Source organism: Pseudomonas extremorientalis (assembly GCF_024584605.1).
In the GTDB taxonomy this organism is placed as follows: Bacteria; Pseudomonadota; Gammaproteobacteria; order Pseudomonadales; family Pseudomonadaceae; genus Aquipseudomonas; species Aquipseudomonas extremorientalis.
This window is the reverse complement of the sequence record NZ_CP089519.1, coordinates 3,186,765-3,211,462: the sequence shown is the minus strand read 5'-3', so window position 1 is coordinate 3,211,462 and position 24,698 is coordinate 3,186,765. Positions and strand designations below refer to the sequence as shown.

The window sequence follows — 24,698 nt, the reverse complement described above, 5'->3', positions numbered from 1 at the left end:
AACCTCGGAGCGAGGGGGTCTCCCCCCTCCTCCCGTTCTCACGATGTCCACTGCTCCCCGCCTGGCCAATCCTTGGTGGGAATATCCGCAATGGTCCCGTCCTTGACCCCATCGATGCCATAACGCTCGATTGAATCCCCCAATATCTCGCCGAACTTGTCCGACTTGGCCTGTGCCTGTCCTTCCTTCACCAGCCCGGGCACGATGGCCGCCAGTACCGCCACGCCAGCCGCCAGGAAGCCCAGCACGCCCGCCGTGGCCGCCAGGCCCGGGAGAAAGCGCGGCAGGTTCGCCCCGAGCAAGCCAAGGCCGCCCTCTGCGGCCGAGGCGCTGCCGGCCAGTACACCCAGCGAGCCTGCGGTAATACCGAAGCCACCGCTCAGCTTGTCACCACGACGCAGCGCGTTGACGCCATCAAAAATGCCATAAGCCCCGGCGACGATACCGGCCAGGCCGCCGATACCTTTGGCGGCTTCCTCGAAGTTCTTCGCCACGACCTTGGCGTGCTTGCCGTCCTTGACGTTGTCCTTGACCTCATCGAGCAGGTCGAGCATGACCTTGCCGTCCTTCATATCCTTGAGGGTCTGCTCACCGTTCTTGATCGACTTGGCGAGGTGCTCCTGGTAGCCCTTGGTGCCGCCCTCGATCAGCACGGTGGTGGCCTGCACGGAACCGGTGGTGATGTCGACGATGTTGCGCGTGGTCAGCTTTCCACCGCTCTGCGCCCCGCGCGCAATGGTCACCCCCGCCAGGAACAGCCCGCTCACCCCGTGCAGCACACCGCTGCCGTAGGCGCCCTTGGCGCCGCCGTTGGGGTCGAAGTCCGACAGCTTGCCCATTTTGTCCAGGGCCTTGGTGCCCTGGCGGAGCATGTCCCAGTTACCACGAAAGCCCGCCAGGACCTGGTCGGTGGTGGCCACGGTCCCGTCCTGGTTCAGCAGCAGTTCGGGGCTTTCCTGGCGCATCTGGTCGACCAGCTTGCGGACCTTGTCTTCGTCCAGCTCCGCGCCGCCGTCCTTGCCGAACGCAGCCTTGATGTCGTCGAAGCCAGCGCCCTTGAACAGGTTCTGCTGGGCGATGCTGGAGAAATTGTCATTGAGCTGTTGGTCATACTGGGCCGTGAAGGTCGGATCAAGCGCGGCGTTATAGAGCGCCACTTCCAGGCTGAACTCCGAAGCGGCCTGCTCCGGCGTGTTGTCCTTGAGCAACTCGCGCAGGCGGTCGCCACTGGCCAACTGGTCCTTGTAGAAGGTCTTGAATGCTTCGTTATGCGAGGATTTGGCGACCGCGCCCTGGATCGCCTTGGCATCGTCAATGCCAAGCATCGACTGCAGGCTGGTGGCGGTGGCGTAGAAACCGGCCAGCGCTGTGTGCTGGTCGGTCTTGCCGTCCTTGGTGTTGGCATCCCACGCGGCGTCCAGTGCCTTGCCCGACTTCACCTGATCCTCGTAGGTCTTGGTGACCGCATCCTTCAGGCCGGGATTGTCTTCAAACAACGTCTTCACCGCCTGGTCGCCTGCGTTCCTGATGTACTCGGCGGTGGGTTTGTCGCCCTGCAAGATGGCCATGTGGTCGTTGATGTCCTGCAGCAGCTTTTGCGGCTCCCAGATCGCGCCGGAGCGGTTGGCGATGGAGACCTTGCCATAATCGCTGTTCCAGACCCCGGCGTTGGCGCCGTCGACCACCAGTTTCTGCGCTTCCTGCAGTTCCAGCAGCACCGCAGCCTTTTGTTCGGCCGTGTAGTTTTCCGGATGTTCGAAGATGTCCTTGTCGAGCTTGCGGGTGTCGACCTGGCCCGTGACAGTGCCGGTGGCCACGTCGGTGATCAGGCTGGCCAGGCTCTGGGCATCGGTGGGGGCGGCGGTCTTCAGCCAGGCTTGCACGTCGCTGCGGCTGACCTTGCCGTCGGGCTTGTCGCCGATACTGTTGCCGGCCGTATCGAGCTTGCGGAAGGCGCCGGGCTGGGCAAAGAAGTTGAGGGCCTCTTTCTCTTCCTTGCTCAACTGCGGATTTTGCTTGAGGTAGTCCTGGATGTTCTGTTCGGTGACGGCACTCTCGCCGCCAGTCTTGCCACGGATCGAATCGTACTTGGCATCCAGGATTGCGCCGTATTGAGCGATCTGCCTGGAGCCCGCGTCGGCATCCGGATGGGTGTCGAGAAAATCCTTATAGCTACCGATCTGGTCATTGGCCGAGGGCTTGGCCAATCCCTCGAAACCGTACTTGCCGAAGTCCTGCAGGCGCCCCGCTTCGGTGCCATGGCGCGCTTCCCCGCTCTTGGTAAAGCCGTCGATACTACCGTTGGCCACATCCTTGCCCGTCAGCGCGCGGCCTTGCTCGTCAAAACCCACCACCCGGTCGAGCACCTGGCTGGCACGGAAGGCCGCGTTCGGGTCCTTGTCGAAATCGCCGACCTGCTCCTTCAATGCATCTTTCACCCCACTCTGGTTGCCAAGGTTTTTCAGCAACGGGTTGTCATTGATGATGTCCTGGGCCGAGCGCGTGTCACCCTCGGGCAGTTCCCAGACGATGCCGACCTTTTCTGCGGCCTCACGGCGCTGGCCGTCCTGGCCCACAGCGTCCACCTGTTGCCGTTCACCCTTGAGGTTCTCCCAACCATATTTGCCGAAGTCTTGCAGGCGTCCGGCCTCGGTGCCGTGCCTGGCGTCACCGCCTTTGGTGAAACCATCGACGCGGCCGTTGTCGATGGCATTGCCGGCCAGGCGTGAGCCGTTTTCGTCGAAGCGCTCGACATGCTCCAGCACCTGATTGGCGCGGTAGGCCGCGTCCGCATCGTGCTCGAAATCGCCGACCCGTTCGCGCAACTTGTCCTTCACCCCGCTCTGGTTGCCAAGGTTTTTCAGCAGTGGGCTGCCATCGATGATGTCCTGGGCCGAGCGAGAGTCATCCTTGGGCCGCTGCCACTCGATGCCGGCATCCCTGGCCTTGGCCCGATCAACCGCGTTGCCCCATTCGGCGCTGGTGTCTTTGCCCGTGACGCTCCTGATCGTGGGGGACTTACTCACCGGTGCTGACATGCGTGTGCTCCTTGAAGACGGGGGCCGTGGCACGATCGTCAAAGGCGATCATGTCGGGCCAGTCAGGAGAGCAAAAACCTTGAGGGTTACTGAAAGATGACAGGCTGACTCACCGGGCCGGTGTTGCATGCCTTTCTGGTCACTGAGGTGCCCATGGCGAAGGGCCGAAACACGGCTGTGAAATCTTGTGAAAAAATCCGCCGCAGAGTCTGCGGCGGCAACCAAAGGATGTTGTCGAAGCAGAGCGGCTAAGACAGGTTCAACGTACACCCGCACGTGGTTAAACAGCGTGAAGTTTAATTAATCGAGTTTCATCCGCCCGCCCGCTGCAGGCCGTGCCGACTGTGCTTAGAATCAACCTCGGCAACCACGCCGGACACAATAAAAAACCGTAACAGCTCACCTAGAAACCTCTGCCCAAACAACGTTATGCGCCATCCAGTCAGTGCGGTGTTTCTGCGCGCGCCTTCATTATTCCGGGGAAGTCACAACATGATTAAACAGTCGAGCCTGTTGGCACTGGCGGTGTGTGCCGGTATCAGCCAGATGGCCTTTGCCGAGTCGGTCACCGACCAGGCGGATGCCAAGGGATTTGTCGAGGGCAGCAGCGTCACCGGCCTGTTGCGCAACTACTACATGAACCGCAACCGTGAAGGCGGCCGGGCCGATAATATCGACTGGACCCAGGGCGCGATGCTCAACTACGCCTCGGGTTTTACCCAGGGCACCCTCGGTTTCGGCGTCGACGCCTATGCCTACGGCGGACTGAAACTCGACGCCACCCACGCGGACGCCGGCACCGGCAACCTGCCCACCGACCGCCATGGCGATCCCGAAGACGCCTACGGCTCAGTCGGTGCGGCGGTAAAGATCAAAGTCTCCAAGACCCAACTCAAATTTGGTGACATGCAACCCACCGCCCCGGTCTTCGCCACCGGCGGCACGCGCCTGTTGCCCCAGACCGCCACCGGGTTTGACCTGACCAGCAGCGAAATCGCCGGCCTGGACCTGGAGGCCGGGCATTTCACCAGCACCAACAGTGGCATGACCAGCAACCATGACCACGATATCTACGCCACCTACGCCAACATCGCCGCCAACAGCGCCAGCTTCGTCGGCGGCAAATACACCTTCAGCCCGTCCCTGAGCGCGACCCTGTATGCCGGCGAGCTGGAAGATATCTGGCGCCAGTACTACACCAATCTCAACTACGTGATCCCATTGGCGCATGACCAGTCCCTGGCGCTGGACGGCAACCTGTACCGCACCCTCGACACCGGCAGTGCCAAGGCGGGGGCGATCAACAACACCACCTACTCGGTGGCGGCGGCGTATTCGTTCCTGCAAGCGCACACCCTCACGCTGTCGTTCCAAAAGGTGCATGGTGACACGCCGTTCGACTACATCGGCACCGGCAACAACGGCGCAGGCGAAGGCGGCGATTCGGTGTACCTGGCGAACTCGGTGCAATGGAACGACTTCAACGGCCCGGGCGAGCAGTCCTGGGGGATCCGCTATGACCTGAACATGGCCAGTTATGGCGTGCCGGGATTGAGCTTCATGGGCCGCTACATCAACGGCTCGGATATCGATGGCCCCCATACGCCGGCCCATAGCGCTTATGTCGGCGACTACGGTGCAGATGGCGCGCACCACGAGACCGATCTGGAAGCCAAGTACGTGATCCAGAGCGGTCCGGCGAAGAATCTGTCGTTGCGCGTGCGTGATGCGATCGTGGCGTCGAATGCCGACCAGCGCGATGGAGACCTGAACGAGCTGCGGCTGATCGTCGACTATCCGTTTACCCTGCTCTAAACCCGCCCCTGGAGGAGCGAGCTGGCTCGCTCCTCCCGCTGGAAAGCGTTAGCCCACCCAGCCGACCGCAGTCTTGGGAATGACTTCCGACTCATCCAGTTTCGACGCAAACATGCTCACCGCCTGCACCGCATCGCTGGTGCTGGTGCGAATCTGCAGGATCACCGACCCCGCCTGGTCGGCCAGGTTGACGCCGCGCTGTGCGCCTTCCTGGGTCGCGTTCATGCTGGTGACCGCGTCGCGGGTTTCCGAGAGGATCATGCCGATCATCTCGGCGATTTCCGCCGTGGAGCGGCTGGTGCGTCCGGCCAGTTGCCGGACCTCATCGGCCACCACCGCAAAGCCACGCCCCTGGTCCCCGGCGCGCGCCGCCTCGATGGCTGCGTTGAGCGCCAACAGGTTGGTCTGGTCGGCGATACCGCGAATGGTGTTGACGATGGCGGTGATCTGTTCGGAACGGTCGCCCAGTTGCCCCACCAGCCGCGCAGACGCGCCGATATTCTCGGCGATACGGCGCATTTCCGTGGCGGTCTCCTGGATCACCTGGGTGCCGTGCTCGGCAAAACGCTCGGTCTCGGAGGAAATATGGTAGGCCCGGGAGGCGCCACGGGAGTCTTCCTCGAACTTCTCTACGCGCTCGGTGATGTCGCTGGCAAACTTGGCGATCTTGATCAGTTTGCCGTCGCCGTCGTACACCGGGTTGTAGCTGGCCTCCAGCCACACCACACGCCCATGCTTGCCAAGGCGCTTGAATTGCCCGGTAAAGAACTCACCGTTATTCAAGCGGCGCCAGAAGTCGGTGTACTCATGGCTGGTAACCAGCGCGGGCTCGCAAAACAACCGGTGGTGCTTGCCTTTGATTTCCGCCAGGGAGTAGCCCATGACATTGAGGAAATTCGCGTTGGCGTCCAGCACCTGGCCACTCAAATCGAACTCGATAACGGCCATCGCACGGTCCACGGCCGTCAATTTGCTGCGGGTGGCCGCGTCCTGCTCCACTTGGGCGGTGACGTCCAGTGCGTACTTGACCACCTTCAACACCTGGCCACGCTCATCCAGCACCGGGTTGTAGCTGGCTTCCAGCCAGATGGTCCGGCCGTTGGCATCCACGCGTTTGAACGTACCGGAGACAAATTTGCCGGCTTTCAAATCACTCCAGAACTGGCTGTAGGCCGGGCTGCTGGTCAGCGCCGGCAGGCAAAAATCGCGATGGGACTTGCCGGCCAGTTGATTGGCGCTGTAGCCCAGGGCCTTGAGGAAGTTGTCGTTGGCCCGCAACACGTTGCCGTTGAGGTCGAATTCGACCACGGCCATGGAGCGTTCCAGTGCGCTGATCAGTCCTTTGTACTCGGTGGCCTCGGCCGTCCTGGCCGCCAGTTCTGTTTTGAGTGTTGTGTTGAACATGACGTACCCTCAGCCGTGCGAAAAAACCCGTGTCTTGATAGGGCTATCGGCTGTGGAATACGCGACTTTACCGGCCTTGAGTGGATTATTTTCTGGCGTCAAATACTTGCGCAATCAGGGTTTTGCGCCTAGCAAAGCGAGGCGCTCGCGCATGCCGGCACTGGCCGCCGGACCGGCCTGCAACACGCACTGGTCAAAAGCCACCAACTGCCCATCCGCACGGGCGAGCGTCGGCTGCACCGGCCGGCCTGTTTTACGCTCCACCAACTCGACACTGGCGCCCTCCTCGGCGTAATGCCGGTTGCCCCAGGCAACCAGTGATATCAGCACCATGCCGAAATCCTCACCCTTGGCCGTCGGCACATATTCATAGCGCGGCGGTCGTTCGCTGTAGGCACGGCGCTCCAGCATGCCCGCCTCCACCAGCGCGTTCAGGCGGCGCGTGAGCATATTCGGCGCAATGCCCAGGCTGCGCGAGAACTCATCGAAGCGGCGCAGGCCGTGCAACGCATCGCGCATGATCAAAATGCTCCACCACTCCCCTACCCGCTCAAGGCTGCGGGCGATGGGGCATTCGTCGCTGATGAGGGACTTGCGTTGCATGGGGATTCCTGTGGGTCAGTGCCAATGTGCGTGATGCCATGTTACTTTCATGATGATAGTGACGTCCATAAGGTCTGTTCCTTCACCGCAACTGGAGTCGATTGATCATGAGTAAACGCATCGTTGTAACAGGTATGGGCGCACTGACGCCGTTGGGCGCTGACGTGGAATCTACCTGGCGACGCCTGTTGGCCGGGCAATCGGGTATTCGTCGCCTGCCGCAAGCGTTGATCGGTGATTTGGCCGTCAGCATCGGTGGCCAGGTGCAGACCGTACTCGAGGACCCTGAAGCCGGATTTGATCCCGACCGCCTGCTGGCAGCCAAGGAACAGCGCAAGATGGACCGCTTCATCCTGTTCGCCCTGGCGGCGGCAGACGAAGCCTTGAAGCAGGCCGGCTGGGCGCCGAACACGCCTGAAGCGCAGGAGCGCACCGCGACCATCATCGCCTCGGGTGTCGGCGGCTTCCCGGCGATTGCCGACGCGGTACGCACCACCGACAGCAAAGGCCCACGGCGGTTGTCGCCGTTCACCATTCCGTCGTTCCTGAGCAACATGGCCGCCGGACACGTGTCGATCAACTACGGCTTGAAAGGCCCGCTGGGTGCGCCGGTGACGGCCTGTGCAGCGGGTGTACAGGCCATCGGCGATGCGGCGCGCATGATTCGCGCAGGTGAAGTGGATGTGGCGGTATGCGGCGGTGCCGAAGCGGCGATCCATCGGGTCAGCCTTGCCGGGTTCGCGGCGGCGCGGGCGCTGTCCAGTGACTTCAATGACAGCCCGGAGCAGGCGTCGCGGCCTTTCGACCAGGCGCGGGACGGTTTTGTCATGGGCGAAGGCGCCGGCATCCTGGTCATCGAGGAACTGGAGCACGCCCTGGCCCGAGGTGCGCAGCCGATTGCCGAACTGGTCGGCTACGGCACCAGTGCCGATGCCTATCACATGACCGCCGGCCCGGAAGACGGCGACGGTGCACGCCGGGCGATGCTGCAAGCCCTGCGCCAGGCCGGGATCGACGCGGACCAGGTGCAGTACTTGAATGCCCACGCCACCTCGACGCCGGTGGGTGACAAAGGCGAATTGGCCGCGATCAGGACGGTATTCGGTGCGAACGGCAGCCCTGCGATCAGCTCGACCAAATCCGCCACCGGCCATCTGCTGGGGGCTGCGGGCGGTATCGAGGCCATCTTCACCGTGCTTGCCCTGCGCGACCAGATCGCCCCGGTCACCCTCAACCTGCAACACCCCGACGCCCTCGCCGAGGGCCTAGACCTGTTGCGCGGTGCTGCCCGGCCGATGCCGATTGACTATGCACTGTCCAACGGCTTCGGGTTTGGCGGCGTGAATGCCAGCGTGCTGTTCCGCCGCTGGGCGTAGTTTGCCCCTGCCGTCATTTTCGGGGACCATGGCGCCTTTCTGAACCTGCCAACGAGAGGCGCCCATGGCCAACCACGACCTGCACTACACCCCGGACCCGGATGCCGATTCGATTTCCTCCGACGTGATCGGCTTCAACGGCATCCTGGTGTCCACCCAGATCCCGACCCGTGCCGATGGCAGCCTGGAACTGGGCGACATCACCCTGCAAAGCGAATGCACCCTGCAAGCCCTGAAAGTTGCCCTGGAAAAGGCCGGCAGCTCCATGGACCGGGTGATGCACCTGACCATTTATCTGACAGACATGGCCGATCGCGCCGCCTTCAACGAAGTCTACAAACGCTTCTTCGCCAAGCCCTGGCCCGTGCGCGCAGCGGTTGGCGTGGCCGCGCTGGCGGTAGACGGCATGCGCGTGGAAGTCACGGCGATGGCCGCTCAAGCCTGAGTGCGTGCCGGTCAGGCATTTCACAGCTACAATGCGCGCCTCAACCGTGACAAGCCTGACTAAAAAAACTATGTCCTTGCCCAAGCATCACCTGGAATTGCTCAGCCCTGCCCGCGACGTCGCCATCGCGCGCGAGGCCATCCTGCATGGCGCCGACGCCGTGTACATCGGCGGCCCGAGCTTCGGCGCGCGCCATAATGCCTGTAACGACGTGAGCGACATCGCGCAGCTGGTGGAATTCGCCCGCCGTTACCATGCCCGCGTGTTCACCACGATCAACACCATCCTGCACGACAACGAACTCGAACCCGCACGCAAGCTGATCCATCAGCTCTACGATGCCGGCGTCGATGCGTTGATCGTGCAAGACCTGGGCGTGATGGAGCTGGATATTCCGCCCATCGAGCTGCACGCCAGCACCCAGACCGATATCCGTACCCTGGGCCGCGCCAAGTTCCTCGACCAGGCCGGTTTTTCGCAGTTGGTATTGGCCCGTGAGCTGAACCTGCAAGAGATCCGCGCCATTGCCGACGAAACCGATGCCGCCATCGAGTTCTTCATCCACGGCGCGCTGTGCGTGGCGTTCTCCGGGCAGTGCAACATCTCCCACGCGCAGAATGGCCGCAGCGCCAACCGTGGCGATTGCTCCCAGGCTTGCCGCCTGCCGTATACGCTCAAAGACGATCAAGGCCGCGTCGTGGCCTTTGAGAAACACCTGCTGTCGATGAAAGACAACAACCAGAGCGCCAACATCCGTGCGCTGGTCGAAGCCGGCGTGCGTTCGTTCAAGATCGAAGGCCGCTACAAGGACATGGGCTATGTGAAGAACATCACCGCCTATTACCGCCAGCGACTGGATGACGTGCTTGAAGACCGCCCGGACCTGGCCCGCGCCTCCAGCGGCCGTACCGCGCACTTCTTCCTGCCTGACCCGGAAAAGACCTTCCACCGGGGCAGCACCGACTATTTCGTCAATGACCGCAAGGTCGATATCGGCGCCTTCGACACGCCGACGTTCACCGGCCTGCCGGTGGGTGTGGTGGAAAAAGCCGGTAAGCGCGACCTGCAAGTGGTCACCCACGAGCCATTGTCGAATGGCGATGGCCTGAACGTGCTGATCAAGCGCGAAGTGGTGGGTTTCCGTGCCAACATCGCCGAGCCTAAAGGCGAGTTCGAGGAAGACGGCGAGAAGCGCTACCGCTACCGCGTGGAGCCGAACGAGATGCCGGCAGGCCTGCATCAATTGCGCCCGAACCACCCGCTGAACCGCAACCTGGACCACAACTGGCAACAGGCGCTGCTCAAGACCTCATCCGAGCGTCGTATAGGCCTGACCTGGGCCGCTCGCTTGCGCGAAGCGCAGCTGGAAGTCACCGCCACCAGCGAAGAAGGCATCAGCGCCAGCGTCACCCTGCCCGGCCCGTTCGGCGTGGCCAACAAGCCGGAACAGGCGCTGGACACCCTGCGCGACCTGCTGGGCCAACTGGGCACCACCGAATACCACGCGACCGACATCCAACTGGATGCGCCGCAGGCGTTCTTCATCCCCAACTCACAGCTCAAGGCCCTGCGCCGTGAAGTGATCGAGGCGCTGACCGCCGCACGCGTGGCTGCGCACCCACGGGGTGGCCGCAAGGCGGAAACAACGCCACCGCCGGTGTACCCGGACGCGCACCTGTCGTTCCTCGCCAACGTCTACAACCAGAAAGCCCGCGACTTCTACCACCGCCACGGGGTGAAGCTGATCGACGCCGCCTTCGAAGCCCACGAAGAAACCGGCGAAGTACCGGTGATGATCACCAAGCACTGCCTGCGTTTCTCGTTCAACCTGTGCCCTAAACAGGCCAAGGGGGTCACGGGCGTGAAGACCAAGGTAGCGCCGATGCAATTGATCCATGGCGATGAAGTGCTGACCCTGAAGTTCGACTGCAAACCCTGCGAGATGCACGTGGTGGGCAAGATCAAGGGGCATATCCTGGGCTTGCCACAACCGGGCAGCGCGGTAGAGCACTTCAACCCGGAAAACATTATTTTCCAGGGCACGCACTGACCCTTTGCACGCGGGGCCACCACCAGCCCCGCTGCAACCCGGCAGCCGCCAGTAGAATTGCCGCCACCCCGAACCATTGCAGCCAGCCCAGGCGATGCCCGAAGGCGAACCAATCGACGAAGATCGCCGCAATCGGGTAGATAAACGACAGCGCACCGGTCAGGGCTGTCGGCAGTTTCTGGATTGCGCCATACAACAACACATACATCACGCCGGTGTGCACCACGCCGAGTGTCACCAGTGCGCCCCACGCGCTGGTTGTGGCCGGCAAGCTATTCCATGGCACCAGCGGCGCCAGTAACAACGCGCCGGTGGTTACCTGGATCAACGCCATCAAATGTGGCGGCACTGCCTTCAGACGTTTGATGATCAGCGCGGCAATCGCGTACAGCAACGCCGCGCCGAGTGCCAATGCGATGCCAGTCAGGTAATCGTCGCCGGTCGGTTGATCGCCATGGGCGGTGACAATCGCCAACATGCCCAGGAACGCCACGCTCAGCCAGGCGAGTTTCTGCACGGTGATCTTTTCACCTAGAAACACGGCCGCCAGCATCACCAGCATGAACGGCTGCACGTTATACACCGCCGTGCTGATGGCAATCGACGCGCGGGAATAGGATTCGAACAGCAGTAACCAGTTGCCGACAATCGCCACGCCACTGAGCATCGCCAGGCCGAGCCTGGTCCAACTGAGCAGGTCCAGGCGCAAATACCCCAGCAGTGCGCACACCACCAACAACGTCAGCCCGCCGATCACACAGCGCCAGAACACCACTTCGATCACCGATACGCCGGAGACCAGGACAAACCAGCCAATGGTGCCCGAGATCAGCATGGCGGCAACCATTTCCCACGACCCGCGACGGATGGATGTATCCATGATTGAAGCTCCTCAAGTGAGGCCCAATTATGGCAATCTGATCGAGACCGGCTCCAGCGACTAAAAAAGGCAAAAGCCTTGAGTTGCCTTTACTTATTAGGTGGACACCATGATTGACACCATCGACCAGCAACTGATCGCCGCTTTGATGGACGACTCGCGTCTGTCCCTCAAGGCCCTGGCCGGGATTACCGGGCTGTCTTCGCCGAGCGTCGGCGAACGCCTGCGGCGTCTCGAAGAGCGCGGCGTGCTGACCCACTACACCGTCGACATCGACCCCAGGCACTTCGGCTACCTGCTGCAGGCCATCGTGCGCATCCGCCCCTTGCCCGGCAAATTGCATGAGGTGGAGCGGCAGATCCAGGCGATCCCCGAGTTTACCGAGTGTGACAAGGTGACTGGGGAGGATTGCTTCATCGCACGCCTGCATGTGCGCACCATGGATCACCTGGACAGCCTGCTTGACCGGCTCAACGCCTACGCGGAAACCAACACGGCCATTGTCAAGAAAACCCCGGTGAAACGGCGTCTGCCGCCCTTGGGCGACTAGCGGCAGCAGCTTGTTGTGGGTCCTGATGTGGGGAGCGAACTTGTTGTGGAGAGCGGGCTTGCCACAACAAGTGCCATTATCAACGCTTGGTGTAATCGGGGTAACACCAGGATACTGAAATCAACATGGCTAAGCCGCACCCATTGCTAGCGTGAAAAGGCCAAATCCACTCAAAGGAGCAACGGATTGCCCCGTCAGCCCAACTCTCATTTGTTACGCCGTGGTCGATATTCGGAAACCGGCCGTGCTTACCTGGTGACCGCTGTGGTCCATCAACGCCAGCCCTTGTTCAGGGAGTTCCGGTTGGGGCGGTTACTGGTCGCCGAGTTCAAGCGACTTCATGATGCCGGCTTAGTGAACTCCCTAGCCTGGGTCGTCATGCCAGACCACTTCCACTGGTTGTTTGACCTTAACCATTCGACGCTTCCCGATGTGATGCGACAAACCAAGTCGCGCAGCACCTTGAGCATTAATAGAGCCCGTTGCAGTCGGGAAAGATTTTGGCAGCGTGGTTATCACGACCGGGCGGTGCGGGCTGAGGACGATATTCGGAAAATGGCGCGCTATATCATCGCCAACCCCTTGCGAGCCGGGTTGGTCGAGCACATTGGAGACTATCCACTGTGGGATGCTGCCTGGTTATGACGTGGCGAGCGGGCTTGCCCCGCGTTGGGGCGCGAAGCGGCCCCTTTTAGCATCACCGCGTTTCTACAGGAAAACCATGGCGCCTGGGTTTGGGGCTGCTTCGCAGCCCAACGCGGGGCAAGCCCGCTCGCCACAACAGGCCAGTTCACCAAAACAGGCCACCCAGACAAGCCCGCTCACTACAGAAGGCTACTCGTGAAGGGCCTTGGCCGCGCTCAGCAAACCTTGAAACTTGCGATATCGCGCCTCCAATACGGGCTGCGGCATAAGGTCTGGCCTGTACCGGGCCTTGACCGGCATCCCCGCCGCAAGCAATTGCGCGCCTTGCCCTATCGCCACAAACCCCAGCTTCGCCGCACCGATACACGCGCTCAATTCGCTGCCGTGCAGGGTGAAGATGTCCCGTTGCAGGATGTTGGCCAGCAACCGCGCCCAGTACTCACTGCGCGCACCACCACCCACCAACGCGCAGGCGCCCACGTCGGCCCCCGCTGATTGCACCGCGCGCAACGCATCCAGCAACCCGAACCCCACGCCTTCCATCACCGCATAACCGAGCATCGCCGGCGTGCAGTCATGGCCCAGGCCCATGAAGCCACCGCGCAGCAGCGGGTCGTTATGCGGGGTGCGTTCACCGGCCAGGTACGGTAGGAACAACGGCGTGTCGAGCGGCACTGGCTGCTCGATCGGCAGTTGTGCCTGCACCTGGTCCAGCAAGGTTTGTTCATCCGTCGTTCCCGTGAGGCGTGTGACCCAGCGCAGGCAACTGGCGCCGGCCAGCATGGCGCCCATGGTGTACCAGCGATCAGGCAGCGCATGGCAGAAGCTGTGCACGGCACTCGCGGGATCACCGGCCGCGTGATCGGTAATCGCGACAATGGCAGCGCTGGTACCGAGGGTGATGAAGCCATCGCCGGCATTGATCGCCCCGATCCCCACGGCCGCTACCGGGTTGTCACCCCCGCCACCGGCAATCACCACCGAGGCAGACAAGCCCAGCCCCTGCGCCGTCAACACAGCACTTGCGGCGCCGCCCTCGACCAGTCTTGGCATCTGCTCCGGCGACAGGCCCGTCGCCCGCAGCATCGGCGCGAACCACTCACGCCGCGCCACATCCAGCCACAACGTCCCCGCTGCATCGGACATCTCGCTGATGCGCTCGCCACTCAGACGCAAGCGCAGGTAATCCTTGGGCGACAGCACACAATCAATGGCCTTGAACACCTCGGGCTCATGGCGTTGCAGCCACAGCAGCTTCGGCGCCGTCAGCCCGGCCATGGGCAGGCTGCCGGTGATGTCGGCAAACGCCGGGCCCAACTCATCGGCCTCGGCGACGGCGCGGGAGTCGTCCCACAAGATCGCCGGATACAACACACGGTTGTCCTTGCCCAGCAACACCGCGCCGTGCATCTGCCCGGACAGGCCGATACAGGCCACGCGCGAAAACGCTTCATGTACACGCAACTGTGCCAGCGCCTGCAAACACGCCTGCCACCAGTCTTCCGGCGCCTGCTCGGACCAGCCGCTATGGCGCCGCGACACACTCAAGCGCACGCCGGCATGGGCCAGCACCGTACCGTCGAGGTCCATGAGGATGGCCTTGAGTTCCGAGGTGCCGAGGTCGATGCCGAGGGAAACGGGACTGCTCATAAGGGGGTCATTCCAATCCATTACAGCCACATGAATTACGCCATTGCAGGGTCGGCGCCAGGCGCACGCTGTGAGTGGGGGCGTCGGGCGACGCCATGCGCTGCAACAACAGGTTCACTGCCTGCGTGCCCAGTGCCTGGACCGGCTGCGCGATCAGGGTCAGGCGCGGCACGAAGAAATCCGCCCAATCGAAATCATCAAAACCCACCAGGGCCATCTGCGCCGGTACGTCGATCTGCGCATCACGCAGGGCCTGCATGGCGCCAAGGGTCATCAGGTTATTGCCGGCCATGATCGCCGTGGGTGGCTCCGCCAGGCCCAGCAACTGCACCGTCGCCTGACGCGCTGGCTCGGTGTTGGAGCCGCCATTGACCAATAAGTGCGGATCGAACGCCAGCCCCGCCCCTTGCAGTGCCGCACGGTACCCGGCAACCCGCTCATCGGTGGTGCTGAACCCCTCACGCCCGGCGATAAAGCCGATGCGCCGGTGCCCGTGTTTGATCAAGTGGGTAACCAAGGCCTGGGTAGACTGCGTGTTCTCCACCCCGACCTGGTCGAATTGCTCGCTCATCATGCGGTCCACCAATACCGCCGGGATTTCGTTGGCCCGCAGATACTCCAGGGCCTTGGAGCCATTCGAGGGCGCCAGCACAATGCCGTCCACCCGCCGATGGTGCAATGCCGTGACGACCCGCAGCTCGTGTTCCGGGTCGTCGTGGGTATCGACAAACAGCATCATGTAGCCGTGCCTGGCGCACTCGGTTTCAATCGCGTGCACGGTTTCGCTGAAATAATGGTTGGACAGCGCGGAGATCGCCACGCCAATCGTGCTGGTGCTCGACCGCGCCAGCGAACGCGCCAGGGTGTTGGGGATGTAACCCAGCGCCTGGATCGCTTGCTGCACCGCGTGCACCGTTGCCGGACTGACCTTGCGGGTGCCGTTCAACACATGGGACACCGTCGACGTCGACACCCCCGCCCTGCTTGCCACGTCATCCATGGTGACCACGACGCCGTTCCTCTCAATGGATCAATGTTTGCTCGACCAACCGCTGTACGTAGCGACGTTGTCACGGGTGATCAGTTTTGGCGTGAGCAGGGTAACCGCTTCGGCCGGGGCTTTGTCATTGAGAATATCGTTGCCCACGTTGACGGCGGTCTGCGCCATGGCCCAAGGGTCCTGGCTGGCCGACGCCTGAATCTGTGTGTCGGTTTTCAGCGCGTTCTCGATATCCGGCGCACCGTCCACCGAGGTAATAATGATGCCGCTGCGCTTGAGCTGTTTGGCCGCCAGGTCGCTGCCGATGGCTTGCGGGTCGTTGATCGCGAACAGACCGTCGATTTTCGGGAAGCGCGTGAGATAACCCTGCATCACGTTCAGGCCGCCTTCGCGGGAGCCTTTGCCGTCCTGGTCATCGGACAGCACCTTTATCTGCGGCGCGGCGGCCAGTGCGGCCTTGCAACCCTTGACGCGATCGGTCACGGCGGTGACCTGCGGACCGTTCTGGATGATCACATTGCCCTTGCCGGAGAGCTTGTCCACCAGGTACTGGCAGGCCAGCTTGCCGGCTTCGACGTTGTCGGTCTGCACCGTGGCGTTCACCCCTTTCGCGTCCACATCCACGGCCACCACAACGATGCCGGCATCGCGGGCTTTCTTGATCGCCGAGGCCATGGCGGACGGGTCGACGGCGTTGATCAGGATCAGGTCGACCTTGGACGAGATGAAGTTGTCGATCTGCGAAAACTGCTTGCTCAGGTCATAGTCGGCCGACACCGAGGTGACCTTGACGTTGGGGTTCAGCTCCTTGGCCCGGGCGGTTGCGCCATCGGCCAGGGTCACGAAATACGGGTTGCCCAGCGAGCCCATGCTGATGCCGAGGGCCTTCAACTCGCGGGCTTCGACGGCTTGGGACATCAGGGCAGCCAAGGCAATGACCGGAAAGATACGTTTGAGGTTCATAGGGGGCTCTCTTGTGATTGTTGTTGGAGTGAGTTCAGGTCCGTGCGCCGGACTGGCGATAACGATCCAGCGCCACCGCGCCGATGATCACGATGCCCTTGATGATGTACTGCCAGATGTCCGAGACGCCCAGCAGCACCAGGCCGTTGGTGAGTACCGCGATGATCAGCGCGCCGATCAGCGTGCCGCCGATGGTGCCGACACCGCCGGTAAAGCTGGTGCCGCCGAGGATCACCGCGGCAATCGCATCCAGCTCGTAGGATTGCCCCAGTTGCAGGCCATTGGCAGCGAACAGGCGCGACGCGCTCATCACCGCGCCCAGCCCGGCCAACGCGCCGGACATGGCGTAGACGAACAGCAGCACCTTCCACACCTTGATCCCGGACAGCCGCGCCGCTTCCGGGTTGCCGCCCACCGAGTAGATCTGTACGCCCATCACGGTGCGGCGCAGGATGAACCACGACAACGCCACCACTGCCACGGCGATTACCACCAGCCATGGCACCCCGAGGATCGAGTCGTTGCCGATAAAGGCAAACGGCAGGTCCGGGTTGAACACGGTCTTGTCGTCCGCCAATAGCCGGGCCAGGCCGCGCATGGCCGTGAGTGCACCGAGGGTGACGATAAACGGCGGCAGGCGCATAAAGGCGATCAAGCCGCCATTGACCAGGCCCAGCAACAACCCGAAGCCGATACCGGCGGCAATCCCGAACATGCCGAATTGCGGCGACATCGACGCCTGCAACGCCACCACCGCCGATGCGGCGAGGATCGCGCCCACCGACAGGTCGATGCCCGCCGTGAGGATCACAAAGGTCATGCCCGCCGCCAGCACCACGTTCACCGACGCCTGCTGGGTGATGATCGACAGGTTCTGTACCGTCAGGAAGTTCTCGCTGGCCAAGGCAAAGCCCACCAGCAGCAGGATCAGCACCGGCAACATGCCGACCGTGCGCATCAGCTCGCGGGCGCGCTCTGCCTTACCGGTTGTTGCGATATTCAATTCAGCCATGGGCCACCACCTGATCGCCACCGGTGGCGAGGTCAATAATACGTTCCTGGGAAATAGCGTCGCCGGAGGCGCCGCCGACTTCTGCGACCAACCGGCCTTCGCGCATGATCAGCACGCGGTCGCAGGTGCCGATAATTTCCGGCAGCTCGCTGGAGATCACCACGATGCCGACGCCGGCCTGGGCCAATTGGTTGATGATGCGGTAGATCTCGGACTTGGAGCCGATGTCGACGCCACGGGTGGGCTCATCGAGGATCAGCACGTGCGGCTTGACCTCCAGCAGCCGCGCCAGCAGCACCTTCTGTTGGTTGCCACCGGACAACGCACCGACATTGACCTTGCCCGACGCCACGCGAATCGACAGCGACTTGATCGCCTCGGTGGCGCGCTGCGCGGCATGGGCGCGATCAAGCACCCCGCCGGCATGGGCATCCGGCACGCAGGCGCAGACATTGATGTTGTCCGCCACGCTCATGTCCAGGAACAGGCCCTGGGCCTTGCGGTCTTCGGTGAGGTAAACGACGCCGGCGCGGATCGCATCCGCCGGGGTGCGCAACTGGGTGACGGTCTTGCCGACCACTTCCAGGGTGCCCGAGGTGCGTGGGTCGGCGCCGAAGATCAGGCGCGCCAGTTCGGTGCGCCCTGCCCCGACCAGTCCGGCGATGCCCAGCACTTCACCGGCGTGCAGGTCGAAACTGCACTGACGCACGCGCTTGCCATCGGCCATGTCGCGCACGCGCATCACCACGTTGCCGGGGTTATAGGCGGCGTGCTCCTTCTTGTAGAACCCTGACAAGTCGCGACCCACCATCATCTTCACCAGCACTTCGGCCGACAGCGCCTCGCGGGTCAGTTCGCCGATGTACTGGCCGTCGCGCAGCACCGACACGCGGTCCGACAGCTCGTAGATCTCCGCCATGCGGTGGCTGATATAGATGATCGCCAGGCCCTGGTTGCGCAGCTGTTTGATCAGCGCGAACAGGCGGTCGGTCTCCCGGGATGACAGCGGCGTAGTCGGTTCGTCCATCACCAGGATCTTGGCGTGGGCGTGCAAGGCGCGGGCGATTTCTACCAATTGGCGCTCGGCAATCGACAGGCTGCTGACCTGCGTGGCTGGAGTGAACTCCGCGCCCAGGCGTTGCAACACTTCGATGCACCCCGCCTGCATGCCCTTGCGGTCGATGGTCCAGCCGCGTCGCAGTTCACGGCCCAGGTAGATGTTCTCGGCCACGCTCAGGTTGGGGCAAAGGCTCAGTTCCTGGTAGATCACGGCGATGCCGAGGGCTTTGGCGGTGGCGGGGTTGAATGTGGGGATGAGCTGGCCGGCGATGCGGATTTCACCGCCGGGGTCGGCTTGGTAGGCGCCGGAAAGGATCTTCATCAGCGTCGATTTGCCGGCGCCGTTCTCCCCCATCAAGGCGTGGATTTCGCCTGGGTAGACCTTCAGGCCGACATTCTTGAGCACGCGCAAACCGTTGAAGGTTTTGCTGATGCCCTGCATCTCGAGCAAGGGTTCAAGGCTCATGGATGAGCTCCTGGTTTTATTATTTTTGTCGTCAGTGGGCCGACTCTAATGTAGAAACATTTCCTTACGCAAGCGCTTGCGTCGATCATTTATCGACAGGTGAATCGTTTCATCCGTCATTAATCCGAAAAGTACCAAATTTCACCCAAGGGTATCCATTTGAAGTGAAACAGCCCGTAGCCCGCCATCAAAACGCCACAATCTCTGCTATTGTCCAAGGACCTCATCTCCTCCTCGTCGCCCCCCAGCGATCTTCTGCGAGCATGCTCTGCGCCATCGCCGCTTGACGATGGCGGGCCTGAACGTCACGGAACGCCAAAGCGATGGACACACCGTTACCCGAACAACCGCAATCGCGGGCTGAAAAGATCGTCGAGTTCAAGCGGCAGAAAACCCTGCTCAAGACCGGCGCCCTGCAAGACGCAATCTTCAACAGCGCGTACTTTTCCAGCATCGCCACCGACGAGAAAGGCGTGATCCAGATCTTCAACGTCGGCGCCGAACGCATGCTCGGTTATGCCGCCGCCGATGTGGTCAACCGCATCACGCCGGCCGATATTTCCGACCCGATCGAGCTGATCACCCGCGCCGCCGCCCTCAGCCTGGAACTGGATACGCCGATCACGCCGGGCTTCGAAGCGCTGGTGTTCAAGGCCTCGCGGGGTATCGAAGACATCTACGAGCTGACCTACATCCGCAAGGACGGCAGTCGTCTGTCGGCCATGGTCTCGGTCACCGCCCTGCGCAACCGGCATGACACCATCATCGGCTACTTGCTGATCGGCACCGACAACACCGCGCGCAAGCAGGAAGAAGCCGAGCGCAAAGGCTTCGAGCGGGCGCTGGAAGAAAAGAACCTGGAGCTGGAACACGCCAGCCACATGAAGTCCGAATTCCTCGCCACCATGTCCCATGAGCTGCGCACGCCACTGAACGCGGTCATCGGCTTTTCCGAGGCGCTCAAGGATGGCCTGGTCGGCGACATGAGCGAGACCCAGCGCGAATACATCGGCGACATTTTCACCAGCGGCCAGCACTTGTTGTCGTTGATCAACGACATTCTCGACCTGTCCAAGGTCGAGGCCGGGATGATGGAGCTGGAACTGGAAAACGCAGAACTGGCGGGGCTGTTGGCCAACAGCCTGCTGATCGTGCGGGAAAAGGCGGCGCTGCAACGCATCCAATTGAAGCTGGAGTGTCCCGAAGACCTCGGCCTTTTACAGCTGGACCTGCGCAAGACCAAACAGATCGTCTACAACCTGCTGGCCAACGCCGTAAAGTTCAGCGCACACGGCAGCTCAGTGACCTTGACAGTGCGCCAGGTGCCCCGCGCACAGGTCGGGCACATTCCCGGCGACTGGCCGGTGTACCGCTTTGCCTTGCCCGACGGCGCTCATCAGCCGTTCCTCGAACTCAGCGTCAGCGACACTGGCATCGGGATCGCCGAGGCGGACATGGACAAGTTGTTCAAGGCGTTCAGCCAGATCGACAGCAGCCTGGCACGCAAATTCGAAGGCACTGGCCTGGGGCTGGCGATGGTCAAGCGGTTGACCGACCTGCATGGCGGCAGCGTCGCCGTGGCCAGCCGTGAAGGCTGCGGGGCGCGGTTCGTCGCCTGGCTGCCGCTGCACCGCGCCCCGGAGGCTGCATGCCCCACATCCTGATTGTTGAAGACAACGAAGCCAACATGCGCCTGGCGCGCCTGTTACTCGTCAATGCCGGTCACACTGTGCTGTGGGCCGCGGATGCCGAAACCGGCCTGACCCTGGCCCGCGAACAGCAACCGGCGCTGATCCTGATGGACATCCAGTTGCCCGGCATGGACGGTCTGGCCGCCACCGCCTTGCTCAAGCGCGACCCGCTCACCGCTCACATCCCGGTGATCGCCCTGACGGCAATGGCGATGAAAGAAGACCGCGAAAAGACCCGGCTCGCCGGGTGCGATGCCTACATCATCAAGCCACTGCGTTACAAAGAGCTGTACCAGGTGATCGACACCTTGCTGCAACAGCACATCCGCCCTCTCACATGAGTCCTCTCCATGGCCAGCCAACCCGCAACGTTGTTGATCGTTGATGATGAACCCCAGGTGCGCAAGCTTCTGGAAACCTTGCTGCAACATGAGGGCTACCAGACCCTGAGCGCGAGCAGCGGCGAAGAAGCCTTGCAGTTGGTGGCCCGGCAGCCGCCGGACCTGATCCTGCTGGACATCATGATGCCGGGCATGGACGGCTATGAAGTCGCCAGCCAATTGAAGGGCGATGAAACCACGGCGGGTATTCCGATCATCATGCTGTCGGCCCTCAGTGAACCGAGCGCCCGTGTCAGCGGGCTTGAAACCGGCGCCGAGGAATTCATCAGCAAGCCGGTGGAACGTGTCGAGCTATGGTTGCGGGTGCGCAACCTGCTGCGGCTCAAGGAACGCGGCGACCTGGCCAGCCACTCCCGTGAGCTGACGCAACGCCAGATCGGCATGAGCGTGCATGACCTGGCGCACCAGTCCCTGGAAAACGACTTGCGCCAAGCGGTAGCGCGTAATGACTTCACAGTGCATTACCAACCCAAGGTCGAGGTGCCGAGCGGTCGCATCTGCGCCCTCGAAGCGCTGCTGCGTTGGGAAAGGCCGGAATACGGCGCGGTGTCGCCAGCGGTATTTATACCGATCCTGGAAAGCCTGGGCTTGATCGTCCCCGTGGGGCGCTGGGTGATCGAGCAGGTCTGCCAGCAGATCGCAGAATGGCAACGCGGCGCGATTGGCCCGGTGGAGGTGTCGGTGAACGTCTCCGGCCATCAATTGATCGAAGGCGACCTGATCGCCGATATCGCACGCACCCTTGCCCGCACCGGGGTCGAGCCCCATTGGCTGGAAGTGGAACTGACCGAAGGTTCGTTGATGGAAAACACCCAGCACACCATCGCCAGCCTGCAGCGGCTGCACGCCATGGGGGTGAAGATTTCCATCGACGACTTCGGCACCGGCTATTCGAGCCTGGCGTACCTGCGGCGGTTTCCCATCGACACGCTGAAGATCGACATCGCGTTCATCCGCGAGGTAACCAGTAACCCGCAGGACGCGGCGATCACCCGTACCATCATCGAACTGGCCCACAGCCTCAGCCTGCGGGTAGTAGCCGAAGGCGTGGAAACCCAGGCGCAACTGGCGTTCTTGAAGGAGGCCGGCTGTGATCAGATCCAGGGTTATCTGTTCAGCCGGCCGCTGCCGGTGGAGACCCTGGAGCGGCTGTTGCTGGAGCGCTTAGAGAGTCCGTGAGATTTCCTCACGCAGGCACTCGATCAACCCCCGGTGGGTCGCACTCAAGCGCTGCGCACCGCTGACCAATGCCAGCTCCGAGGGCAGCACCGGCGGCAATTCGCTACAGATCCTATGACAGGGCAGAACCGCGCTGTTCGGCAAGATGCTGACGCCCAGGCCAGATGTCACCGCCGCCTGGATGCCCGTCAGGCTATGGCTGCCAAACGCCACGCGCCAACTGCGCCGGGCCTTGTCCAGGGTGCGGATGGCGCGCTGGCGGTAGATGCAGCCTTGGGGGAACAACGCCAGGGGCAAGGTTTCGGCGTGCACATCCTGGTCGTGGCCGCACACCCACACCAACGGCTCCGGCCAACTGGCATGGCATTCGCCGCTGCCGGCTTCGCGCTTGACCAGGGCGATGTCGATTTCGCCACTGTCCAGTTGCCGGCGCAGGTCGCTGCTCATGCCGCTGACCGTTTCCAGGCGCGCTTCCGGCCGGGCGCGGACGAACCCCGAGAGCATCGAGGCCATGCGCGTGGCGTCGAAGTCCTCGGGCACGCCCAGGCGCACTGGCACCACACTGGCCTCGGTGTTCAAGGCTTCGCGCGCTTCGCGGGACAGGTTCAGCAAGCGTCGGGCGTACTGGGTCAGCAGTTCGCCATGCTCGGTCGCGCTGACCTGCTGGCCCGAACGGTCGCGCACCAACAGCACCTGCCCCACGCTGTCTTCGAGCTTGCGAATCTGTTGGCTGACGGTGGATTGAGTGCGGTGCACGCGCTCGGCGGCGCGAGTGAAGCTGCCTTCGTCCACTACGCAGACCAAGGTGTGCAGCAGTTCAAGATCCAACATGGCAGCGACCTTCTTATCGACAATTCAACTGTGATGCAGAGGTTAATTTAATTTCCAACTGACTACCAGGTTTCCTATGCTCAAGCGCTCCCCCCTCTTGGCTGAAGGTGCCCCATGTCACTCGAACACTCCCCTCGCCCGCTGTGGCTGACCTTTGACTGCTACGGCACGCTGATCCAGTGGGACGAGGGCCTGCGCGCCGCCGTCGAGCGGATACTCGATGAAAAGGGTGAGCATCAGGTCGACCGCGAGACCCTGATCAGCATCTACGACCACCATGAACACGCCCTGGAACAAATCCCGCCGCACCGCAGCTTTCGCACCCTGGCGGGCCTGGGTTTGCAACTGGCGCTGAAAGAGCTGGGCCTGCCGGCCACTGACCGCGATGGCGCGACCCTGACCGACAGCATCAGCGCCATGCCGCCGTTTCCGGAGGTGGTGGCAACGCTCAAGCAGTTGAAGGACTTGGGCTACAAACTGTGCATCGTCTCCAATACCGACGACGACGTGATCGCCGGCAACGTGGCACAACTTGGCGGCACTATCGACCGCGTGATTACCGCCCAACAGGCCGGCGCCTACAAGCCCGACCGTCGACTGTTCGACTATGCCCACCAGCAACTGGGCGTGAGCCTCGATCAGGTGGTGCATATCTGTGCCAGCCCGCATCTGGACCACGCCGCGGCGCGGGACATCGGCTTCCGGTGTGTGTGGATCGACCGTGGCACCGGCCGACAATTGCTCGCCGATTACACCCCCGACGCGACCCTGTCGACCCTCGACGGTGTGCCCGACCTATTCAACTCCCTGGGGTGGTAAACCATGGCCCACATCTTTACGCCCTCCTCTCTTGGCCCGCGCGCCGGGCGCTTGAACCTCGACACGGTGACCGCCATCGAGGCCCGCGTGGAACTCGCCGCCTGCCTGCAACTGGCGGCGCTGCATGGGATGGAGGAAGGCATCTGCAATCACTTTTCAGCCACGGTGCCAGGGCATGACGGGTTGTTTTTCGTCAACCCGTTCGGCTATGCCTTCGAGGAAGTCACCGCGTCCGATCTGCTGGTGTGTGATTTCGCCGGCAATGTGCTCGACGGCCACGGCACGCCGGAAGCCACGGCGTTCTACATCCACGCCCGGTTACATCAACAGCAGCCGCGCATCAAGGCGGCGTTTCATACCCATATGCCCAACGCTACCGCGCTATGCCTGCTGCAAGGGCCGCCGTTGTTATGGCTGGGGCAGACGGCGTTGAAGTTCTACGGGCGCACGGCGGTGGATGAGGACTACAACGGCCTGGCCCTGGATAACTGTGAGGGGCAACGTATCGCCGCTGCGTTGGGCGATGCGGACATTCTGTTCCTGAAGAACCATGGTGTGATGGTGGCTGCGCCGACTATCGCTGAAGCCTGGGATGACGTGTACTACCTGGAGCGTGCGGCGCAGGTGCAGCTGAAGGCGATGGCCAGCGGGCGGCCGCTCAAGCCGATTGACCCGGCGGTGGCGCAGTTGGCGTATGAACAGATGCGCGCGGGCGATCCGGCGAGTGCACGGGCGCATCTGGACAGTGCGATGCGGCGGTTGAAGCGATTAGGCTCACACTTCGACCAATGACACATTTCGAGCGGTATCGACCGAACTTG

At 62.5% G+C, this 24,698-nt stretch carries 21 protein-coding genes; 11 read left to right on the top strand and 10 right to left on the bottom strand.

Going from position 1 to position 24,698, the window contains the following annotated elements; genetic code table 11:
- Nucleotides 1–38 precede the first annotated feature (38 nt).
- Nucleotides 39–3,038, bottom strand: a complete 3,000-nt coding sequence (locus LUU92_RS29025; protein WP_306459234.1) for a type III effector HrpK domain-containing protein — start codon at nt 3,036–3,038, stop codon at nt 39–41.
- Between the two features lie 492 nt (nt 3,039–3,530).
- Between LUU92_RS29025 and LUU92_RS14160 the strand changes: the two genes are divergently transcribed.
- Entirely contained in the window at nt 3,531–4,853 is a 1,323-nt protein-coding gene (locus tag LUU92_RS14160) for an OprD family porin (protein WP_257102145.1), read from the top strand.
- Nucleotides 4,854–4,901: 48 nt separating this feature from the next.
- Here LUU92_RS14160 and LUU92_RS29020 read toward each other — a convergent pair whose 3' ends face one another.
- On the bottom strand, nt 4,902–6,257 hold the full coding sequence (locus LUU92_RS29020; protein ID WP_071488325.1) for a methyl-accepting chemotaxis protein: 1,356 nt from the start codon (nt 6,255–6,257) through the stop codon (nt 4,902–4,904).
- Between the two features lie 114 nt (nt 6,258–6,371).
- Complete coding sequence (locus LUU92_RS14145; protein WP_257102144.1) at nt 6,372–6,860, bottom strand: winged helix-turn-helix transcriptional regulator; 489 nt, start codon at nt 6,858–6,860, stop codon at nt 6,372–6,374.
- Nucleotides 6,861–6,967: 107 nt separating this feature from the next.
- Between LUU92_RS14145 and fabF the strand changes: the two genes are divergently transcribed.
- The 3 genes from fabF (at nt 6,968) to LUU92_RS14130 (ending at nt 10,731) form a co-directional block, all read left to right on the top strand.
- Nucleotides 6,968–8,236 (top strand): beta-ketoacyl-ACP synthase II, encoded by a 1,269-nt coding sequence (gene fabF / locus LUU92_RS14140; protein WP_071488327.1) that lies wholly within the window; start codon nt 6,968–6,970, stop codon nt 8,234–8,236.
- Between the two features lie 64 nt (nt 8,237–8,300).
- Nucleotides 8,301–8,681 (top strand): RidA family protein, encoded by a 381-nt coding sequence (locus tag LUU92_RS14135; RefSeq protein WP_028616142.1) that lies wholly within the window; start codon nt 8,301–8,303, stop codon nt 8,679–8,681.
- Between the two features lie 70 nt (nt 8,682–8,751).
- The gene (locus LUU92_RS14130) at nt 8,752–10,731 is read left to right on the top strand and encodes a peptidase U32 family protein (protein ID WP_071488328.1); all 1,980 of its coding nucleotides are present in this window, start codon (nt 8,752–8,754) and stop codon (nt 10,729–10,731) included.
- Here the strand turns inward: LUU92_RS14130 and LUU92_RS14125 are convergent.
- Nucleotides 10,709–11,611, bottom strand: a complete 903-nt coding sequence (locus LUU92_RS14125) for a DMT family transporter (RefSeq protein WP_071488329.1) — start codon at nt 11,609–11,611, stop codon at nt 10,709–10,711. The genes LUU92_RS14130 and LUU92_RS14125 overlap by 23 nt on opposite strands.
- Before the next feature lie 109 nt (nt 11,612–11,720).
- Between LUU92_RS14125 and LUU92_RS14120 the strand changes: the two genes are divergently transcribed.
- Nucleotides 11,721–12,161, top strand: a complete 441-nt coding sequence (locus LUU92_RS14120; protein ID WP_071488330.1) for an Lrp/AsnC family transcriptional regulator — start codon at nt 11,721–11,723, stop codon at nt 12,159–12,161.
- Between the two features lie 186 nt (nt 12,162–12,347).
- Complete coding sequence (locus tag LUU92_RS14115; RefSeq protein WP_071488331.1) at nt 12,348–12,806, top strand: REP-associated tyrosine transposase; 459 nt, start codon at nt 12,348–12,350, stop codon at nt 12,804–12,806.
- Between the two features lie 189 nt (nt 12,807–12,995).
- Here the strand turns inward: LUU92_RS14115 and xylB are convergent, their stop codons facing one another.
- Genes xylB through LUU92_RS14090 form a run of 5 tightly spaced genes read right to left on the bottom strand, consistent with a single transcriptional unit; the run spans nt 12,996 to nt 18,956 of the window.
- Nucleotides 12,996–14,456 (bottom strand): xylulokinase, encoded by a 1,461-nt coding sequence (gene xylB, locus LUU92_RS14110; protein ID WP_257102143.1) that lies wholly within the window; start codon nt 14,454–14,456, stop codon nt 12,996–12,998.
- A 7-nt stretch (nt 14,457–14,463) separates the two neighbouring features.
- Entirely contained in the window at nt 14,464–15,465 is a 1,002-nt protein-coding gene (locus LUU92_RS14105; protein WP_071488333.1) for a LacI family DNA-binding transcriptional regulator, read from the bottom strand.
- A 21-nt stretch (nt 15,466–15,486) separates the two neighbouring features.
- Nucleotides 15,487–16,419, bottom strand: a complete 933-nt coding sequence (locus tag LUU92_RS14100; RefSeq protein WP_071488334.1) for an ABC transporter substrate-binding protein — start codon at nt 16,417–16,419, stop codon at nt 15,487–15,489.
- Between the two features lie 34 nt (nt 16,420–16,453).
- Nucleotides 16,454–17,431, bottom strand: a complete 978-nt coding sequence (locus LUU92_RS14095; protein WP_025854715.1) for an ABC transporter permease subunit — start codon at nt 17,429–17,431, stop codon at nt 16,454–16,456.
- Nucleotides 17,424–18,956, bottom strand: coding sequence for a sugar ABC transporter ATP-binding protein (locus LUU92_RS14090; protein ID WP_257102142.1), 1,533 nt, complete (start codon nt 18,954–18,956; stop codon nt 17,424–17,426). Before LUU92_RS14090 ends, LUU92_RS14095 begins: the two co-directional genes overlap by 8 nt.
- Nucleotides 18,957–19,279: 323 nt before the next feature.
- Here LUU92_RS14090 and LUU92_RS14085 point away from each other — a divergent pair, with 323 nt between their 5' ends.
- Genes LUU92_RS14085 through LUU92_RS14075 form a run of 3 tightly spaced genes read left to right on the top strand, consistent with a single transcriptional unit; the run spans nt 19,280 to nt 22,227 of the window.
- Entirely contained in the window at nt 19,280–20,620 is a 1,341-nt protein-coding gene (locus LUU92_RS14085; protein WP_071488336.1) for a sensor histidine kinase, read from the top strand.
- Entirely contained in the window at nt 20,605–20,988 is a 384-nt protein-coding gene (locus LUU92_RS14080; RefSeq protein ID WP_071488337.1) for a response regulator, read from the top strand. Before LUU92_RS14085 ends, LUU92_RS14080 begins: the two co-directional genes overlap by 16 nt.
- Nucleotides 20,989–20,997: 9 nt before the next feature.
- Nucleotides 20,998–22,227, top strand: a complete 1,230-nt coding sequence (locus tag LUU92_RS14075) for an EAL domain-containing response regulator (protein ID WP_071488338.1) — start codon at nt 20,998–21,000, stop codon at nt 22,225–22,227.
- Here the strand turns inward: LUU92_RS14075 and LUU92_RS14070 are convergent.
- A complete protein-coding gene (locus LUU92_RS14070) occupies nt 22,213–23,058 on the bottom strand; it encodes a LysR family transcriptional regulator (RefSeq protein WP_257102141.1) in 846 nt (281 codons plus the stop codon). The two genes, LUU92_RS14075 and LUU92_RS14070, sit on opposite strands and share 15 nt — an antisense overlap.
- Before the next feature lie 114 nt (nt 23,059–23,172).
- On the opposite strand from LUU92_RS14070, the gene LUU92_RS14065 reads away from it, so the two are divergent.
- Both LUU92_RS14065 and LUU92_RS14060 read left to right on the top strand, forming a co-directional pair.
- Nucleotides 23,173–23,877 carry a haloacid dehalogenase type II gene (locus LUU92_RS14065; protein WP_257102140.1) on the top strand — a complete coding sequence of 235 codons (705 nt, stop codon included), beginning with the start codon at nt 23,173–23,175 and terminating at the stop codon, nt 23,875–23,877.
- Nucleotides 23,878–23,880: 3 nt separating this feature from the next.
- Nucleotides 23,881–24,669, top strand: a complete 789-nt coding sequence (locus LUU92_RS14060; RefSeq protein ID WP_257102139.1) for an aldolase — start codon at nt 23,881–23,883, stop codon at nt 24,667–24,669.
- Nucleotides 24,670–24,698: the final 29 nt, after the last annotated feature.

Bases quoted from the DNA above. Each gene is read 5' to 3' on its own strand.
- LUU92_RS14090 (WP_257102142.1), bottom strand. From the start codon at position 18,956: ATGAGCCTTGAACCCTTGCTCGAGATGCAGGGCATCAGCAAAACCTTC.
- LUU92_RS14145 (WP_257102144.1), bottom strand. From the start codon at position 6,860: ATGCAACGCAAGTCCCTCATCAGCGACGAATGCCCCATCGCCCGCAGC.
- LUU92_RS14100 (WP_071488334.1), bottom strand. From the start codon at position 16,419: ATGAACCTCAAACGTATCTTTCCGGTCATTGCCTTGGCTGCCCTGATG.
- xylB (WP_257102143.1), bottom strand. From the start codon at position 14,456: ATGAGCAGTCCCGTTTCCCTCGGCATCGACCTCGGCACCTCGGAACTC.
- LUU92_RS14080 (WP_071488337.1), top strand. From the start codon at position 20,605: ATGCCCCACATCCTGATTGTTGAAGACAACGAAGCCAACATGCGCCTG.
- fabF (WP_071488327.1), top strand. From the start codon at position 6,968: ATGAGTAAACGCATCGTTGTAACAGGTATGGGCGCACTGACGCCGTTG.
- LUU92_RS29025 (WP_306459234.1), bottom strand. From the start codon at position 3,038: ATGTCAGCACCGGTGAGTAAGTCCCCCACGATCAGGAGCGTCACGGGC.
- LUU92_RS14125 (WP_071488329.1), bottom strand. From the start codon at position 11,611: ATGGATACATCCATCCGTCGCGGGTCGTGGGAAATGGTTGCCGCCATG.
- LUU92_RS14135 (WP_028616142.1), top strand. From the start codon at position 8,301: ATGGCCAACCACGACCTGCACTACACCCCGGACCCGGATGCCGATTCG.
- LUU92_RS14160 (WP_257102145.1), top strand. From the start codon at position 3,531: ATGATTAAACAGTCGAGCCTGTTGGCACTGGCGGTGTGTGCCGGTATC.
- LUU92_RS14060 (WP_257102139.1), top strand. From the start codon at position 23,881: ATGGCCCACATCTTTACGCCCTCCTCTCTTGGCCCGCGCGCCGGGCGC.
- LUU92_RS14070 (WP_257102141.1), bottom strand. From the start codon at position 23,058: ATGTTGGATCTTGAACTGCTGCACACCTTGGTCTGCGTAGTGGACGAA.
- LUU92_RS14075 (WP_071488338.1), top strand. From the start codon at position 20,998: ATGGCCAGCCAACCCGCAACGTTGTTGATCGTTGATGATGAACCCCAG.
- LUU92_RS29020 (WP_071488325.1), bottom strand. From the start codon at position 6,257: ATGTTCAACACAACACTCAAAACAGAACTGGCGGCCAGGACGGCCGAG.
- LUU92_RS14085 (WP_071488336.1), top strand. From the start codon at position 19,280: ATGGACACACCGTTACCCGAACAACCGCAATCGCGGGCTGAAAAGATC.
- LUU92_RS14130 (WP_071488328.1), top strand. From the start codon at position 8,752: ATGTCCTTGCCCAAGCATCACCTGGAATTGCTCAGCCCTGCCCGCGAC.
- LUU92_RS14065 (WP_257102140.1), top strand. From the start codon at position 23,173: ATGTCACTCGAACACTCCCCTCGCCCGCTGTGGCTGACCTTTGACTGC.
- LUU92_RS14095 (WP_025854715.1), bottom strand. From the start codon at position 17,431: ATGGCTGAATTGAATATCGCAACAACCGGTAAGGCAGAGCGCGCCCGC.
- LUU92_RS14120 (WP_071488330.1), top strand. From the start codon at position 11,721: ATGATTGACACCATCGACCAGCAACTGATCGCCGCTTTGATGGACGAC.